The organism is Lysobacter sp. Root983 (genome assembly GCF_001429345.1).
Taxonomy (GTDB): Bacteria; Pseudomonadota; Gammaproteobacteria; order Xanthomonadales; family Xanthomonadaceae; genus Lysobacter.
Genome location: NZ_LMJO01000001.1, coordinates 92,763 through 106,705 on the forward strand (window position 1 = coordinate 92,763; position 13,943 = coordinate 106,705).

Annotated in this window: 17 protein-coding genes; 9 read left to right on the plus strand and 8 right to left on the minus strand. The window is 70.4% G+C overall.

Going from position 1 to position 13,943, the window contains the following annotated elements; genetic code table 11:
- The first annotated feature begins 145 nt into the window (after positions 1–145).
- From ASE43_RS00470 to ASE43_RS00480, 3 genes are all read left to right on the plus strand, one after another.
- A complete protein-coding gene (locus ASE43_RS00470; protein ID WP_057159111.1) occupies positions 146–886 on the plus strand; it encodes a sulfurtransferase in 741 nt (246 codons plus the stop codon).
- A 187-nt stretch (positions 887–1,073) separates the two neighbouring features.
- A complete protein-coding gene (locus ASE43_RS00475) occupies positions 1,074–1,703 on the plus strand; it encodes a hypothetical protein (RefSeq protein WP_157499596.1) in 630 nt (209 codons plus the stop codon).
- The gene (locus tag ASE43_RS00480) at positions 1,700–2,560 is read left to right on the plus strand and encodes a GDSL-type esterase/lipase family protein (protein ID WP_057159115.1); all 861 of its coding nucleotides are present in this window, start codon (positions 1,700–1,702) and stop codon (positions 2,558–2,560) included. The genes ASE43_RS00475 and ASE43_RS00480 overlap by 4 nt, the downstream gene beginning before the upstream one ends.
- A 190-nt stretch (positions 2,561–2,750) precedes the next feature.
- On the opposite strand, the gene ASE43_RS00485 is transcribed toward ASE43_RS00480, so the two are convergent.
- Positions 2,751–3,995 (minus strand): TIGR03862 family flavoprotein, encoded by a 1,245-nt coding sequence (locus ASE43_RS00485; protein ID WP_057159116.1) that lies wholly within the window; start codon positions 3,993–3,995, stop codon positions 2,751–2,753.
- A gap of 150 nt (positions 3,996–4,145) precedes the next feature.
- Here ASE43_RS00485 and ASE43_RS00490 point away from each other — a divergent pair, with 150 nt between their 5' ends.
- The 5 genes from ASE43_RS00490 (at position 4,146) to ASE43_RS00505 (ending at position 8,984) form a co-directional block, all read left to right on the plus strand.
- Positions 4,146–5,765, plus strand: a complete 1,620-nt coding sequence (locus ASE43_RS00490) for a serine hydrolase (protein ID WP_057159117.1) — start codon at positions 4,146–4,148, stop codon at positions 5,763–5,765.
- Positions 5,766–5,834: 69 nt separating this feature from the next.
- Entirely contained in the window at positions 5,835–5,987 is a 153-nt protein-coding gene (locus tag ASE43_RS21460) for a hypothetical protein (RefSeq protein ID WP_157489253.1), read from the plus strand.
- A gap of 16 nt (positions 5,988–6,003) precedes the next feature.
- On the plus strand, positions 6,004–7,269 hold the full coding sequence (locus ASE43_RS00495) for a threonine synthase (RefSeq protein WP_057159118.1): 1,266 nt from the start codon (positions 6,004–6,006) through the stop codon (positions 7,267–7,269).
- Positions 7,270–7,291: 22 nt separating this feature from the next.
- Positions 7,292–7,750, plus strand: a complete 459-nt coding sequence (locus ASE43_RS00500) for a hypothetical protein (protein ID WP_056174159.1) — start codon at positions 7,292–7,294, stop codon at positions 7,748–7,750.
- 235 nt (positions 7,751–7,985) lie between these two features.
- Positions 7,986–8,984, plus strand: coding sequence for an LLM class flavin-dependent oxidoreductase (locus tag ASE43_RS00505; RefSeq protein ID WP_056174161.1), 999 nt, complete (start codon positions 7,986–7,988; stop codon positions 8,982–8,984).
- A gap of 17 nt (positions 8,985–9,001) precedes the next feature.
- On the opposite strand, the gene ASE43_RS00510 is transcribed toward ASE43_RS00505, so the two are convergent.
- The 7 genes from ASE43_RS00510 to ASE43_RS00540 form a co-directional block, all read right to left on the minus strand.
- The gene (locus ASE43_RS00510) at positions 9,002–9,487 is read right to left on the minus strand and encodes an FKBP-type peptidyl-prolyl cis-trans isomerase (protein ID WP_057159797.1); all 486 of its coding nucleotides are present in this window, start codon (positions 9,485–9,487) and stop codon (positions 9,002–9,004) included.
- Positions 9,488–9,547: 60 nt separating this feature from the next.
- A complete protein-coding gene (locus ASE43_RS00515; RefSeq protein ID WP_057159119.1) occupies positions 9,548–10,339 on the minus strand; it encodes an SDR family oxidoreductase in 792 nt (263 codons plus the stop codon).
- Positions 10,340–10,384: 45 nt separating this feature from the next.
- A complete protein-coding gene (locus ASE43_RS00520; RefSeq protein WP_057159120.1) occupies positions 10,385–10,813 on the minus strand; it encodes an SRPBCC domain-containing protein in 429 nt (142 codons plus the stop codon).
- Between the two features lie 28 nt (positions 10,814–10,841).
- Positions 10,842–11,363, minus strand: a complete 522-nt coding sequence (locus tag ASE43_RS00525) for an SRPBCC family protein (protein WP_057159121.1) — start codon at positions 11,361–11,363, stop codon at positions 10,842–10,844.
- Between the two features lie 21 nt (positions 11,364–11,384).
- On the minus strand, positions 11,385–11,831 hold the full coding sequence (locus ASE43_RS00530; RefSeq protein ID WP_057159122.1) for an SRPBCC domain-containing protein: 447 nt from the start codon (positions 11,829–11,831) through the stop codon (positions 11,385–11,387).
- The gene (locus ASE43_RS00535) at positions 11,828–12,196 is read right to left on the minus strand and encodes a metalloregulator ArsR/SmtB family transcription factor (protein WP_057159123.1); all 369 of its coding nucleotides are present in this window, start codon (positions 12,194–12,196) and stop codon (positions 11,828–11,830) included. Before ASE43_RS00535 ends, ASE43_RS00530 begins: the two co-directional genes overlap by 4 nt.
- Before the next feature lie 255 nt (positions 12,197–12,451).
- Entirely contained in the window at positions 12,452–13,294 is an 843-nt protein-coding gene (locus tag ASE43_RS00540; RefSeq protein ID WP_157498964.1) for a helix-turn-helix transcriptional regulator, read from the minus strand.
- Positions 13,295–13,386: 92 nt separating this feature from the next.
- Here ASE43_RS00540 and ASE43_RS00545 point away from each other — a divergent pair, with 92 nt between their 5' ends.
- Entirely contained in the window at positions 13,387–13,791 is a 405-nt protein-coding gene (locus tag ASE43_RS00545; protein ID WP_056174173.1) for a hypothetical protein, read from the plus strand.
- Positions 13,792–13,943: the final 152 nt, after the last annotated feature.

The window sequence follows — 13,943 nt, forward strand, 5'->3', positions numbered from 1 at the left end:
AACGGCAACGACAACGGTAGTGCGTGGGCCTTCGTGAAGATGGGGCAGGTACCGCGGGCGGCGGCCGCTCGCGCCAGCGCATTAATGCGCCAGCCCAGCCGGGGCCCTGCCGGCGTCCGGTCGCCGGCCCGGGTAAAATGCCCGCATGTTGCTCAATATCGCCGCCTACCACTTCGTCCCCGTCGACGACGCCGATGCCCTGGCCGTGCGTCTGCGCGCGAGCGCCGAGGCCGCGGACCTGCGCGGGACGGTGCTGGTGGCGGAGGAGGGGCTGAATCTGTTCCTGGCCGGTAGCGAGGACGCGATCGGGGCGTTCCTGGCCGAGCTGCGCGCCGATCCGCGCTTCGCCGGGCTTGCGGTCAAGGCCAGTTACAGCCGTGCCCAGCCGTTCGCGCGGCTCAAGGTCAAGCGCAAGCGCGAGATCGTGACCTTCCGGCGCGAGGACAGCGCGCCGCTGAGCCGGCGCGCGCCGGCGGTGACGCCCGAGCGCCTCGCCCAATGGCTGGACCAAGGCCACGACGACGCCGGCCGCCAGGTCGTGCTGCTGGATACCCGCAACCGCGAGGAGGTCGGCTACGGCAGCTTCGCCGGCGCCCTGACCCTGCCCATCGACAATTTCGTCGACCTGCCCGAGGCCCTGGCCCCGCACCGCGAGGCGTTGGCCGAGGCCACCGTGGTCAGCTTCTGCACCGGCGGCATCCGTTGCGAGAAGGCGGCTTTGTGGCTGCGCGACGACGGCATGGACAACCTGCTGCAGCTCGAGGGCGGGATCCTGGGTTACTTCGAACGCGTCGGCGGCGCCCACTACGAAGGCCGCTGCTTCGTGTTCGACGAGCGCGTCGCGCTGGACCCGGAACTGCGTCCACTGGTCGACGCCGCGGCCTGAAACGCAGGCCCGGGCTGCGCCATCGGCGCCCCGAAAACGGTATTGTTCGGTCCAAGGACAGGGGAACGTTAGCCGAACCGTAAACCGGGCGGGCGATCCCATTCAGACAAATCAAGGGGTTACCTGAGGCGACGCGGCCGCTATGATCGACGGTCGTCTCTTCCAGCCCCCGTACGAAGGACCCCTGATGCGTCGAATCCAAACTCTTTCCGCCCTTCGTTCCGCCTGGCCGCTAGGCCTGGCGCTGTGTGCGTTCGCCCTGAGCGCCTGCCAGCCGCAGGCTCCGGCCAACGCCGCCGCGCCCGAATCCACCACCGCCGCGCCGCCGCCGGCCATGCCCTCGCCGGACCCGAACGCGGCCCCGGTCGAGCGCGCCGCGCCGCCGCTGATCAAGCCCGTCGCCCTGGGCGAGTTCGAACCCGGCAATCCCGTCGCCAGCGCCGCCACCGGCAAGCTCAGCATCGAGGATGCCACCCTCAAGGGCGCCAACGGCGCCAGCTTCGGCACCGAGCGCGTCGCCCTGGTCACCGGCGGCGACGAGTACAGCGCCGGCGCCACCTATGCCGCCTCGATGCAGATCGACGCCAGCCAACCGGTCGAGCTGCGCCACGTGGTCGAACAAACCCCGCCCACCGATCAGCCCGGCAACGCCTTCTGCGGCGGCACGCCCACCGCCTATATCGCCCTGGCCAAGGTCGGCGAAGGCGAGCGCGAGGTCGTCAAGGTGCTCGCCCTGCAGGGTCAAGATTTGCCCGCGCCCGGCGCCAAGGGCGTGAGCGTGTGCGCCACCACCAGCTACCTGGTCGCCAGCCGATGACATCCACGCCGCGTACGACTCCGCAACGCCTGCTGGGCCTGGCCTGGTCGGGCCCGCTCGCCCTGATCCTGTGTTGCGCGAACGCCTACGCGGCGCCGATGCCCATGCAGCCGCCGACCCTGCGCGTGGCCGGCGACAGCGCGATGGCCAACCGCCGTCCCGAACAGCGCCCGGCCACCGGCTGGGGCGAGTCCTTGCCGATGCTGCTGCGCGGCGACGTGGTGCAGTACGAGAACCGCGCCGCCGACGGCCGCAGCAGTCGCCGTTATCTGGAAGAAGGGCTGTGGTCGAAGCTGATGACCGCGACCAAGTCCGGCGACGTGGTGTTCATCGCTTTCGGCCAGGACGACGCCTCCAAGCGGCCGGAGCGCTACACCGCGCCGGAAGCGTTCCGCGCCAATCTCGAGCGCTTCGTCGACGAAGCGCGCATGCGCGGCGCCACCCCGGTGCTGCTGACCCAGGTCGCGCAGCCGGACTTCCGCTCCGGCGGCCTGCGTACCGACAACACGCCGTATGCCGACGTCGTGCGCGCGATCGCGGTGCAGCGCCAGGTTCCGCTGATGGACATGCAGCGCGCCAGCGAAGCGCTGCTGCGCGAGGCCGGGTCCGAGGGCGCCAAGACGCTGTTCGTGTACGACAGCGAATACGAGCTGGTGTACGCCAACCGCAACACCCGCTACGTGCTGCCGGTCGACGATGAGGCTTCGCCGACGGCCTGCGGCGCGGCCAGGATCGCCCAGCGCGCGGCCATGCTGATGCGTGCCGGCGGCCTGGAAGCCTGGTTGGAGGACGCGCCCACCATCGAGCAGCGCGTGAACCAGGTCTGCAATGCCCAGCGCGATGCCTTGACGCGCTGAGGCGGCGCGCGCCGCGGCGCGCGATTTTCCGAGGTCCCGCAAACGGCCGCCTGCGCGGCCGTTTTGTTGAGCCGTCGGAACAAATCCTGCGGCTTCGACCTCTGCCTCCCAGACGGATGCGCTATCCGGCCTTGTCGGGGTAGAAGCGGCTCGCTGCTGCTAGCCGAAGCGGTGTCGCGTTCGCGGTCGCTCACCGGCCGCGCAAATACGCCACCGCCGCGCGTCCCGCGATCAAGCCGCTGGCGTAGCAGGCGGTCAGCAGATAGCCGCCGGTCGGGGCTTCCCAATCCAGCATTTCGCCCGCGCAGTAGGTGCCGGGCAGGGCGCGCAGCTGCAGTTGCTCGTCCATCGCCTCCAGGCGCACGCCGCCAGCGCTGCTGATGGCCTCGGCGATCGGGCGCGCGCGCAGCAGGCGCAAAGGCAGGCGCTTGATCGCCTCCGCGATGCGCGCGGGATCCTGCTTGGCCTGCGCATCCAGCACCTCGTGCAAGAGCGCCGCCTTGACGCCGCTGAGGCCGGTCTGGCGGCGCAGGTGTTCGCCGAAGCTGCGGCCCGCGCGCGGGCGCGCGAGCTCGGATTGCAGACGTTCGCGTTCGCGGCCGGGCGCGAGATCCAGCCACAGCGATGCCGCGCCCTCGCGCGCGATGGTCTCGCGCAGCTCGGCCGACAGCGCGTAAATCAGGCTGCCCTCGATCCCGTGCGCGGTCGCCACGCACTCGCCCTGCAGCGCGTGTTCGCGGCCGTCGGCATCGCGCCAGTGCGCGATCACCGGCTTCAGCGGCGCGCCGGCGTGACGCTGGGCGAAATGCTCGCTCCAGGCGATGTCGAAACCGCAGTTCGACGGCTGCAGCGGCGCCACCTCGACGCCGCGCTGCGCCAGCCACGGCGCCCAGGCGCCATCGGAGCCCAACTCGGGCCAGCTGCCGCCGCCCAGCGCGAGCACACAGGCGCGCGCCTGTACGCGGTGCTCGCCGTCGGGCGTGGCGAAGCGCAGCGCGCCGTCCTCGCTCCAGCCCAGCCAACGGTGCTGGACGTGGAAGCGCACGCCGTCCTCGCGCAGGCGCCGCACCCAGCCGCGCAACAGCGGCGCGGCCTTGCGATCGACCGGGAACACGCGGTCGGAGCTGCCCACATAGGTCTCCACGCCATGCCCGCGCGCCCAGGCGCGCAGGTCCTGGGCGTCGAACTCGTCCAGCCAGCGCGCGATCTGCGGCGCGCGTTCGCGATAGCGCGCGTCGAAGCCCGGGCGCGGCTCGGCATGGGTGAGATTGAGCCCGCCCTTGCCGGCGATCAGGAACTTGCGCCCGACCGAACCCTTGCCCTCGTAGAGATCGACCTCGACCCCGGCCGCGCGCGCGACCTCAGCCGCCATCAGGCCAGCGGGACCGCCGCCGACGATGGCCAGGCCGGGCAACAGGGTGGGGGCATCGCTCATCGGTTCGCGGCCGGCGCCGTCGTGTACGGCGCGCCATTATGAGGCCGCGCTCGCGCTGCGAGGCCGGGCGCCCATGACCATCGTGCCGGGTCGCGGCGGCCGGCTTCGGGTATCGTCGGGCGTCACCCCTGATCGGCGGAGTTGCGAACGATGCGATCCACGTCCCTGGCCACGCGCGGCGCCGGCCTCTTGTTCGGCGCGCTGCTGGCCTGCCAGGCCCTGGCCGCGCCGCCCGCGCCGGAACTGCCGGCGCAACTGCAGGACTTCGATGCCTACGTCGAAGGCGTGCGCCAGCGTTTCGACGTGCCGGGTATCGCGGTCGCGATCGTCAAGGACGGCCAGATCGTGCTCGAGCGCGGCTACGGTCTGCGCCAGCTCGACCGTCCCGAGAAGGTCGACGCGCGCACCCTGTTCGCGATCGCCTCCAACACCAAGGCCTTTACCTCGGCCTCGCTGTCGATTCTGGCCGACGAGGGCAAGCTCAGCCTGGACGACCGCGTGATCGACCACCTGCCGTGGTTCCGCATGGCCGACCCCTACGTCACCCGCGAGATGCGCGTACGCGACCTGCTGGCGCACCGCAGCGGCCTGGGCCTGGGCGCGGGCGATCTGCTGTATTGGCCCGGCACCGACTACAGCACCCTGGAAGTCGCCCAGCGCCTGCGCGATGTCCCGCTCAGCGGCAGCTTCCGCGGCCAGTACGCTTACGACAACATCCTGTACGGCGTCGCCCAACTGGTGATCGAGCAGGCCAGCGGGCAGAGCTACGAACGCTTCCTGCGCAGCCGCATCCTCGATCCCTTGGGCATGCGCGACACCCGCTACAACAGCGACGCGCTCAAGCCCGGCGACAACGTCGCCACCGGCTACGCCAAGGCCGACTTCAAGGACCTGCAACCGGCCCCGCGCATGGCCTGGGGCAACGTCTCCGGCGCCGGCGGCCTGTACTCCAGCGTGCACGACATGAGCCAGTGGCTGCGCATGCAGCTGGACGGCGGCGCGTACACCGACGCCGGCGGCAAACCGCAGCGCTTGTTCAGCGCGCAGCGCCAGAAAGCGATGTGGTCCATCGTCACGCCGATGCCGATCAGCGAGCCCTCCGTGCCAGCGCTGGCACCGGTGCGTCCCAACTTCCTCGGCTACGGCGAAGGCTGGCAGCTGTCGGACTACCGCGGCCGCAAGCTGGTCTGGCACACCGGCGGCTGGCCGGGCATGGTCTCGCGCGTGACCCTGGTGCCGGAGCACAAGCTGGGCATCGTGGTGCTGACCAGCGCCGAGCTGCCGGGCGCGTTCCAGGCGGTGACCCTGCGTGCGCTCGACGCCTATCTCGACGGCCCGCGCACCGACTGGACGGCGGCTTATGGCGCGGCGCTGGACAAGTCGCTGGCCAAATCCGACGACGACTGGAAGCAGCACCAGGCCGCGCGCGTGCCCAACACCCAGCCCTCGCTTGCGCTGGCCAAATACGCCGCGACCTACCGCGACCCCTGGTACGGCGATGTGGTGATCGAACAGCAGGGCGGCAAGCTGCGCATGCGTTTCGCGCGCAGCGAAGCGCTGGTCGGCGAACTGCAGCACTGGCAGCACGACAGCTTCATCGTGCGCTGGGACCAGCGCTGGCTCAACGCCGACGCCTTCGTCGATTTCTCGCTGAGCGCCGACGGCGCGGTGCGCGAAGTGCGCATGGAGTCGGTGTCGCCTAACACCGATTTCAGTTTCGATTTCCACGATCTGCGCCTGACGCCGGTGCCGGCCAAGGGCGGCGGTTGAGCGCCGGCTGCTAAGCTCGAAGCCACAAGCGCGGCGCCGCTGCCGGCGCCCGCACCGAAGGAGCGAACGATGAGTTGGATGGCCATAGGAATCGTGATCGTCGCGGGCTATCTCGCGTTCAAGGCGGTCAAGCTGGTGTTCAAGCTGTTGCTGTGGGCCGTGGTGCTGGGCGGCCTGTACTGGCTGGCCGCGCCGGCGCTGGGCTGGCCCTTGCCGTTCTGAGCCGGAGCCGCGCCGCATGTCCTATGTGAGGTGTCTGCGCGGTCTGGGTTCGGGCATCGAGTACTCCGCCGACACGGCGATGAATCTCGATCCGGTCGACGGCCGCCCGGTGGAGATGTTGCTCGACCTGGAGCGCCTGGCCGCGCAGCGACCGAACGCGGCCTGGTACGACCCGCGCCGCCGCGACCTCTGGCGCTTCGGCGCGCTGATGGCGCTGGACGCGTCCGATCCCGAGGACGCGCGCCATATCGTCGCGCTGGGCGAGGGGCACACGCCCTTGCTCGACTACTCGGCGCATCCGATCGCGCGCGCGGCCGGTATCTCGCTGTGGTTGAAGGACGAAGGCCGCGCGCACCCCGGCTACGGCGCCAATCCGACCCAGAGCTTCAAGGACCGCGGCATGGCCATGGTGGTCGCGCAGGCGCGCCGCCTGGGCCTGCGCAAGCTGGCGGTGCCGACCCAGGGCAATGCCGGCGATTCGCTGCTGCGCTATGCGCTGGCCGGCGGGCTGTCGGTGGCGATCGCGATGCCGCCGGATACGCCGATGCCGATTCTGGGCAACGTCGCCGCGGCCGCGCAGCGCGACCCCGAGCGCGTGCGCCTGGAACTGGTCGGCCCGACCATCCGCGAAGCCGGCGCGCTGCTGAAGGAGCGCTACTTGCCGCAAGGCTATTTTTCGGTGGCCACGTTCCAGGAACCGGGCTGGCGCATCGAAGGCAAGAAATCCCTGGGCCTGGAACTGGCCGAACCCGGGCCCGGATCGACGCGCTGGTCGCTGCCCGATGCGGTGATCTATCCCACCGGCGGCGGCACCGGCGTGCTCGGCATGTGGAAGGCCTGGGACGAGCTGCAGGCGCTGGGCCTGATCGACGCGCGCCGTCCGCGCATGCTGTGCGTGCAAAGCGCGGCCACGCCGCCGCTGGTGCGCGCCTTCGATGCCGGCGCGGCCGACACTCAAGCGGTCGCGGCGGGGCAGACGCTGGCGTTCGGGCTCAACGTGCCCGGCGGCGTCGGCCACTTCCGCGTTCTGGAAATTCTGCGCGCCAGCGGCGGCGCCGCGGTCGCGATGGAGGAGCGCGACAGCATGGCCGAGTTCGCGCGCCTATGGCGCGAGCCGGTCGGCGGCGGCGCGCCGGCCTGGATCGCGCCGGAAGGCGCGGCCTGTCTGGCCGCGCTGCCACAGCTGATCGAACGCGGCCTGATCGCGCGTGGCCAGCGCGTGGTCGCGGTGAATACCGGTTCGGCGGAGAAGTACCTGCCGGACCTGCGTCATCTGATCTGACCTCAAGCCCGCAGGAGCGGACATGGACACCGACAACCACGAGTGGTGGCAGGACACCCAGGACATCGAGCGCTGCGTGCGCGCGGTTTACGCTTGCATCTCCGGCCCGGCCGGCGCCCCGCGCGACTGGGCGCGCTTTCGCTATCTGCAGCACCCGAACGCGCGCAGCCTGCGCACCGTGGTCGAGGCCGACGGCAGTACCCACGCGATGGTGTTCGACGTCGACAGCTACATCGCCAACGTCGAGGCCTTCTTCGCCCAGAACGACTTCTTCGAAGTCGAGATCGACCGCCGCGTGCAGCGCTTCGGCCAGGTCGCGCACGTGTGGAGCCTGTACGAGGCGCGCCCGACCGCGGACTCGCCTGTGCTGCTCAAGCGCGGCGCCAACAGCGTGCAGCTCTGCCACGAACACGGGCGCTGGTGGGTGTTCAGCACGATCTGGGACAACGAGCGCGAGGGGCTTAAGTTCGATCTTTGGTGAGGGCGAAAGCAAATCCCCCCCAGCCCCCCTTTTTCAAAGGGGGGAGACAGGCCGTTTTTCACGAGTGCGTGCCGTTCCCCTTCGAGCGCGTGCAGTTCCCCCCTTTGCAAAAGGGGGGCTAGGGGGGATTTGCTCTTAAGCAACGCCACCCCCGCAACACTGCGTACCCCCGACGCGCTCGCAATCGTGCGCAGGCGCCCCCAGCTTCATAGGGACGCCATCGCCGCGAGCGCCCATGATTCCCTTTTCCGTACTCGACCTGGCCCCGGTCACCGAAGGCAGCGACGCCGCCCAGGCCTTCGCGCACAGCCTCGAGCTGGCCCAACATGCCGAGCGCCTGGGCTACCGGCGCTACTGGCTAGCCGAACACCACAACATGCCCGGCATCGCCAGCGCCGCGACCGCGGTGTTGATCGGGCATATCGCCGGCGGTACTTCGACCATCCGGGTCGGCGCCGGCGGCATCATGCTGCCCAACCATTCGCCGCTGCAGGTGGCCGAGCAGTTCGGCACCCTGGCGTCGCTGTATCCCGATCGCATCGATCTGGGCCTGGGCCGCGCGCCCGGCACCGATCAGGCCACCGCGCGCGCCTTGCGCCGCTATTTCGACGGCGCCGACAGCTTTCCGCAGGACGTCGCCGAGCTGCTGCAGTACTTCGAGCCGGTGCGGCCCGGCCAGGCGGTGCGTGCGGTGCCGGGCGCGGGGCTGCGGGTGCCGGTGTGGCTGCTGGGCTCCAGCCTGTTCGGCGCGCAGCTGGCCGCGCAGTTGGGCCTGCCGTACGCGTTCGCCTCGCACTTCGCGCCCGATGCGATGGACGAGGCGCTGGCGATCTATCGGCGCGAGTTCCGGCCCTCGGCGGCCTGGCCGCGTCCGCATGCGCTGCTGGCCTTGAACGTGGTCGCCGCCGAAACCGACGCGCAGGCGCGGCGCTTGTTCACCACCCAGCAGCAGAGTTTCGTCAACCTGCGGCGCGGCCAACCCGGCCTGATTCCGCCGCCGATCGACGACATCGACGCCTACTGGACGCCGGCCGAACGCTCAGGCGTGGAGCGCGCGCTGGCCTGTGCGGTGGTCGGCGACCCCGATAGCGTGCGCGAGGGCATCGCCGCCTTCATCGAGCGCCATCGTCCCGACGAGTTGATGCTGACCGCCAACGTGTACGAGCACGCGGCGCGGCTGCGCTCGTTCGAGCTGGCCGCGCAGGCGCGCGCGCAGTTGGCGCAGCGCGCCTGACGCGCGACAGGCTTGCCTCAGCGCGAGCCCGGCACGTGCTCGCGCACGCCCAGCAACTCGACCTCGAACACCATCGACGCGTCCGGCGGAATCACGCCGCCGCCCGCGCCGTCGGCGCCGTAGCCGTATTCCGGTGGCAGCATCAGCACGCGCTTGCCGCCGACCTGCATGCCGGCGATGCCTTCGTCCCAGCCGCGTACCACACGGCCGGCGCCGAGCAGGAACGAGAACGGCTTGCCGCGATCGACCGAGCTGTCGAACTTGCGGCCGCGCTTGTCGGCGGCCTTTTCGTCGTAGAGCCAACCGGTGTAGTGCACGCTCACGTCCTGGCCGCTGCGCGCGGCCGGGCCGGTGCCGGGGCGCTCGTCTATCCATTCGAAACGTTGCACGCGTCCGCCGCTGGCGGGTTCGGCTTCGCGGCGGGCGCAGCCGCCGAGCAGGAGCGTGCCCGACAGCAGCGCGCCGCAGACGAGGGTGACGAGGGTGACGAGGGTTCGGCGCATCGGGTTCATCCCTGAGGGCGTGGCGGTGACGACGCCCAGGATAGCGGACCCGGCGCGCGCTCAGTCGACCAGCGCGCCGCAGCTGAGATTGGCGACGGCTCCGGTCATGGCGCCGGCGCGGTCGGAGGCGACGAAGGCGGCGTAGTCGGCGACCTGGGCCAGGGTCGGCAGGCGGCCGAGCAGGGTGCCGGTGCGCGCGGCCTCGTCGAGCATGGCCTCGATCGACACGCCGGCGCGGCGCGCGCTTTCGGCGAAGACCTCGTGCGCGTGCGAGGCCGGTTGCGCGTCGGGTATCGCGTGCGGACGCAGGCAGACCGCGCGGATACCGGACGCGCCCAGTTCGGCGGCGAGCAGGCGTGTGAAGGCCTCGATCGCCGCGCAGGTCACGCCGTAGCCGAGGAAGCCCACGCCGCTCATGCGCGAGCCCGGCGTGGACAGGGTCAGGATCGCGCCGCCGCCGCGCATGTGGCGCGCCGCCGCCTGGGCGGTGATGAAGTTGCTGCGCGTGTAGGCCTCGATCGGGTGCAGATAGTCCGACAGCGTCAGCTCGGCGAAGGGCACGCCCTGCACGTGGGGGACGCCGATCGCGTTGAGGGCGATGTCGATGCCGCCCGCGTCCGCGGCGACCGCGGCGGCATGCGCCTGCACCGCGGCTTCGTCCAGCGCGTCCACGGTCGCGATCTCGGCGTGGCCGCCGCCGCCGGCGATATCGGCGGCCACGCGTGCGAGTTTGTCGCGACCGCGACCGGCCAGATAGACGCGCGCGCCTTCGCGGGCGAAGGCACGCGCGACCGCGCCGCCGATGGCGCCGCCGCCGCCGTGGATCAGCGCCACTTTGTGTTCGAGCAGCATCGGGAACTCCTGGGTCAGGGCAGGGTGGCGGCGGTCGCCGCGAGATCAGAATCTGCGTCGCTGAAAGGGCAGGCCGACGCCTTCCTCGCAGTAGGACTTGAGGCTGTACAGGAACATCGCCCAGTTGTAGTTGCACCAGCGATAGAACTCGGTGACCTCGCGCCAACCTTCATGGCGCAGCACCACCGCGGTGTTTCCCTCGCGCGCTTCCAGGTCGAAGCTGATCTGGGTGCCGATCCATTGCGGATCCGAATCCAGGCAGCGCCAGGCCAGGCGGCTGCGCGGCAGCCATTCGGTGATCTTGACTCGCACCAGGCCGGCCTCGCCGAAGCGGAATTCGTTGACCGCGCCCTGCACCGCCTGCACGGTCAGGTCGTCGGTCCAGACTTCGGCCAGGCCGCGTTCGCTGGTCAGCGCGTCGTAGACCTGCGCCGGCGATGCGTTCACGTATTGGATGTGTTCGATGGCGGCCATGGCCGGCTCCTGTCGCGGATGCGAGGGCTCATTCCTTGGGGATCTGCCGTTCGTACTCCGCCTCGATCGCGGAGTGCTTGGACCAGAAATGGCTGGGGGTGCGGCCCTCCAACAGGTCCAGCAGCAGATCGAGGTGGCTGTGCCAGCCGCCGGCGACGCTGACCATTTCGCCGCGGTTGGGCAGACGGCGGTGGGTGACCACCAGCAGCACGCGGTCCTGCTTCGGGGTCAGCTCGAACACCACTTCCGATTCGCCGTCCCAGGTGTAGCTGAGCCGATGCGGCGGATCGCAGTCGATCACCCGGCCTTCGCTGCGGTACTCCTCGTGGTCGGCGTACTTGGCCGGGGTCGGGTCGTCGTTGGTCAGTTCGGCGTTGCGGAACACGTGTTCGACGCGGCCGCCGGGGCGCAGTTCGATCTCGCCCGCGGCCATCCAGGTGCGGCGCTTTTCGGATTCCGTGAGGTAGCTCCACAGCCGTTCGATCGGGCCGGGCATCAGGCGTTCGATGCGCACGGTGTCGGGGGCGGTGACGATGCCGTAGTCGCTCATGGTGGGGCTCCTGGAGAATGTTCAGTGGGGGGCGTGCGACAGCTGCTCGGCCAGCGAGGCGAGGATGTGCTGCCAGCCCGTTTCGGTGCGCTGCGCGTACGGCGCGTATTCGGCCGCCATTTCGTGGGTGAGGCGGAGTTCGCAGCCGCTGCCGATGGGCGCGATCTCGACGGTGATGCGGTCGCCGTCCGCGGCCGGATCCAGGGCCAGGGTGAACACCAGCCGGCGCGGGCGATCGATCTCGAGATAACGGCCGTAGTGCGCGGCGTCGCCGTCCTCGCGGGTTTCGACGATGACGTAGCCGCCGCCGACGCGCGCGTCGATCTCGACCCGCTGCATGCGTCCGTTCGCGGTCGCGTAGAGGAAGCGCGCGGCCATGCGCGGATCCAGCCAGGCGTCGAACACGCGTTCGGGCGAGGCCTCGAAGCGGCGCGCGACGCGCACGACGATGGGGGAGGTCGGGCTCATCGTTTGCTCCTGGGTTTGCGCGCGGCCGCGATGGCGCGATCCTCGGCCTGCAGCAGCGCGTCGAGGGCGTCGAGGCGTTCGTTCCAGAACCGTTCGTAGTGGCGCATCCACTCCATGCCGCCGTGCATGGGGCGCGCATCGAGGCGGCAGACGTGGGTGCGGCCCTGGACTTCGCGCTGGACCAGGCCGGCGCGCTCCAGCACCTTGATGTGCTTGGAGGCCGCGGCCAGCGACATTTCGAACGGCGCGGCCAGTTCGCCGACGCTGCAGGGCTGGCGCGACAAGCTGCGCAGCATCGCGCGCCGGGTCGGGTCGGCAAGGGCGTGGAACACGGCGTCCAGGCGTTCGGGTTTATTCTCAACCATAAAGTTGAATATCCTCCGGCCGGGAGCGATTGTCAACCATTCGGTAAAATATCGAGCGACCCCAGCAAGGCGTCCTGCAAGGCGGATGGCGTCTAAAAGTGGCTGCGCAGCGCAGCCTAGAAGCAAATACACGTCGCCGGCGGGCGTGCGCTGGCGCTGCTTAGCCGCCCCTGGCTGCGCGTGACCAGCGGCGCACCGCTGGCCGTGCTGGATTGCCAGAGCCGGGTCGGCGCGGTCTGGCGCTGCGGCGGCGCTCTAGCCGGCCTGGCTTTCGGCGGCCTGCAGCGCGCGCAGCGCGTTGGCGGTGGCGGCGTCGGCGGGAAAGAAGGATTCGATCGCCAGTTCCGCCAGGGTCACGTCCATCGGCGTGCCGAACACGGTGGTGGTGCTGATGTAGGCGTGCTCGCCGCCGTCGGGGCTGCGCAAGCGCAGCGGCACCGCGACGCTGAGCGTGGTGGGCAGTTCGACCTCGTCGGCATCCGCGCAAGGGTAGGCGGCGAGTTCATCGTGCAGCTCGCTCAGCACCGGATCGCCGGTGGCGTCGGCCTGATGGCGTAGGCGATGCAGCAAGTGCGCGCGCCACTGCGCGAGGTTGACGATCAGCGGCGCCAGGCCGCGCGGGTGCAGGCTCAGGCGCAAAACGTTGATCGGCGGCTGCAGCAGGTCGGTGGGGATGCCTTCGAGCATGCGTTCGACGGCGCGGTTGGCCGCCAGCAGGTTCCAGTGGCGGTCGATGGCCAGCGCGGGGTAGGGCTCGTGGCCGTGCAGCACCAGTTGGATCGCCGCATGCGCTTCGTGCAGTGCGGGATCGTCCAGCGAGCGCTGCGCGTACATCGGCGCCAGCCCGGCTGCGGTCATCAACTGGTTGCGCTCGCGCAAGGGCACGTCGAGGCGGTCGGCCAGGCGCAGCAGCATCGCCCGGCTTGGCAGCGAGCGCCCGGTCTCGATGAAGCTGACGTGGCGGGTGGAGATGTCGGCCATGCCGGCCAAATCCAATTGGGTCAGGCGGCGGCGCTGGCGCCAGTCGCGCAATTGTTCGCCTACGGGTCGGGTCGCGTTCATGGCCGAACGATAGCCCAGGGCGGCGGGTTCGGACATGACCTCGCAGGTAATCGACCGGCGGCGAGCGCTGGGTTGAGATGGCGTCGAACCCAACCGACCGACATCTCCGACAGAACCAGGAGCAACTCATGAGCGCCATCGTCCGATCCTCCCAGTCCCAACTGCTGCGCCGCGCGATCCAGCTCGACGCCATCGCCACCGCGGCCATGGCCGCGCTGCTGATCGCGGCCGCCGCGCCCTTGTCTCAGTGGCTGCACTTGCCGCAGAACCTGTTGTTGGGCGCGGGCCTGGTACTGGTGCCCTACGTGGCCTTCCTGGGCTGGCTACTCAGCCGCGAGCGCATCTCCGCGCCCCAGGCCTGGTCGGTGATCGCGATCAACGCCTGCTGGACGATCGACAGCGCGATCCTGCTGCTCAGCGGCTGGGTCTCGCCGAACGCGCTGGGCTTAGCCTTCGTGATCGTGCAGGCGCTGGCGGTGGCGGCGTTCGCCGAGCTGCAGTACTTCGGCCTGCGCAAGCAGCAGCGTGGCTGAGCGGGCCCGGATCTACCTTTGCCTGTAGTAGCGGCGCAAGCCGCGACCGCGCCACTTCGCTTGCGGCGATGGCGCGGTCAAAGGGACGGATGACGGTCGCGGCTCGCGCGGCTCCACCCCCAAAGCGCAGCGCCCTTTGCTTGCTGTGGGAG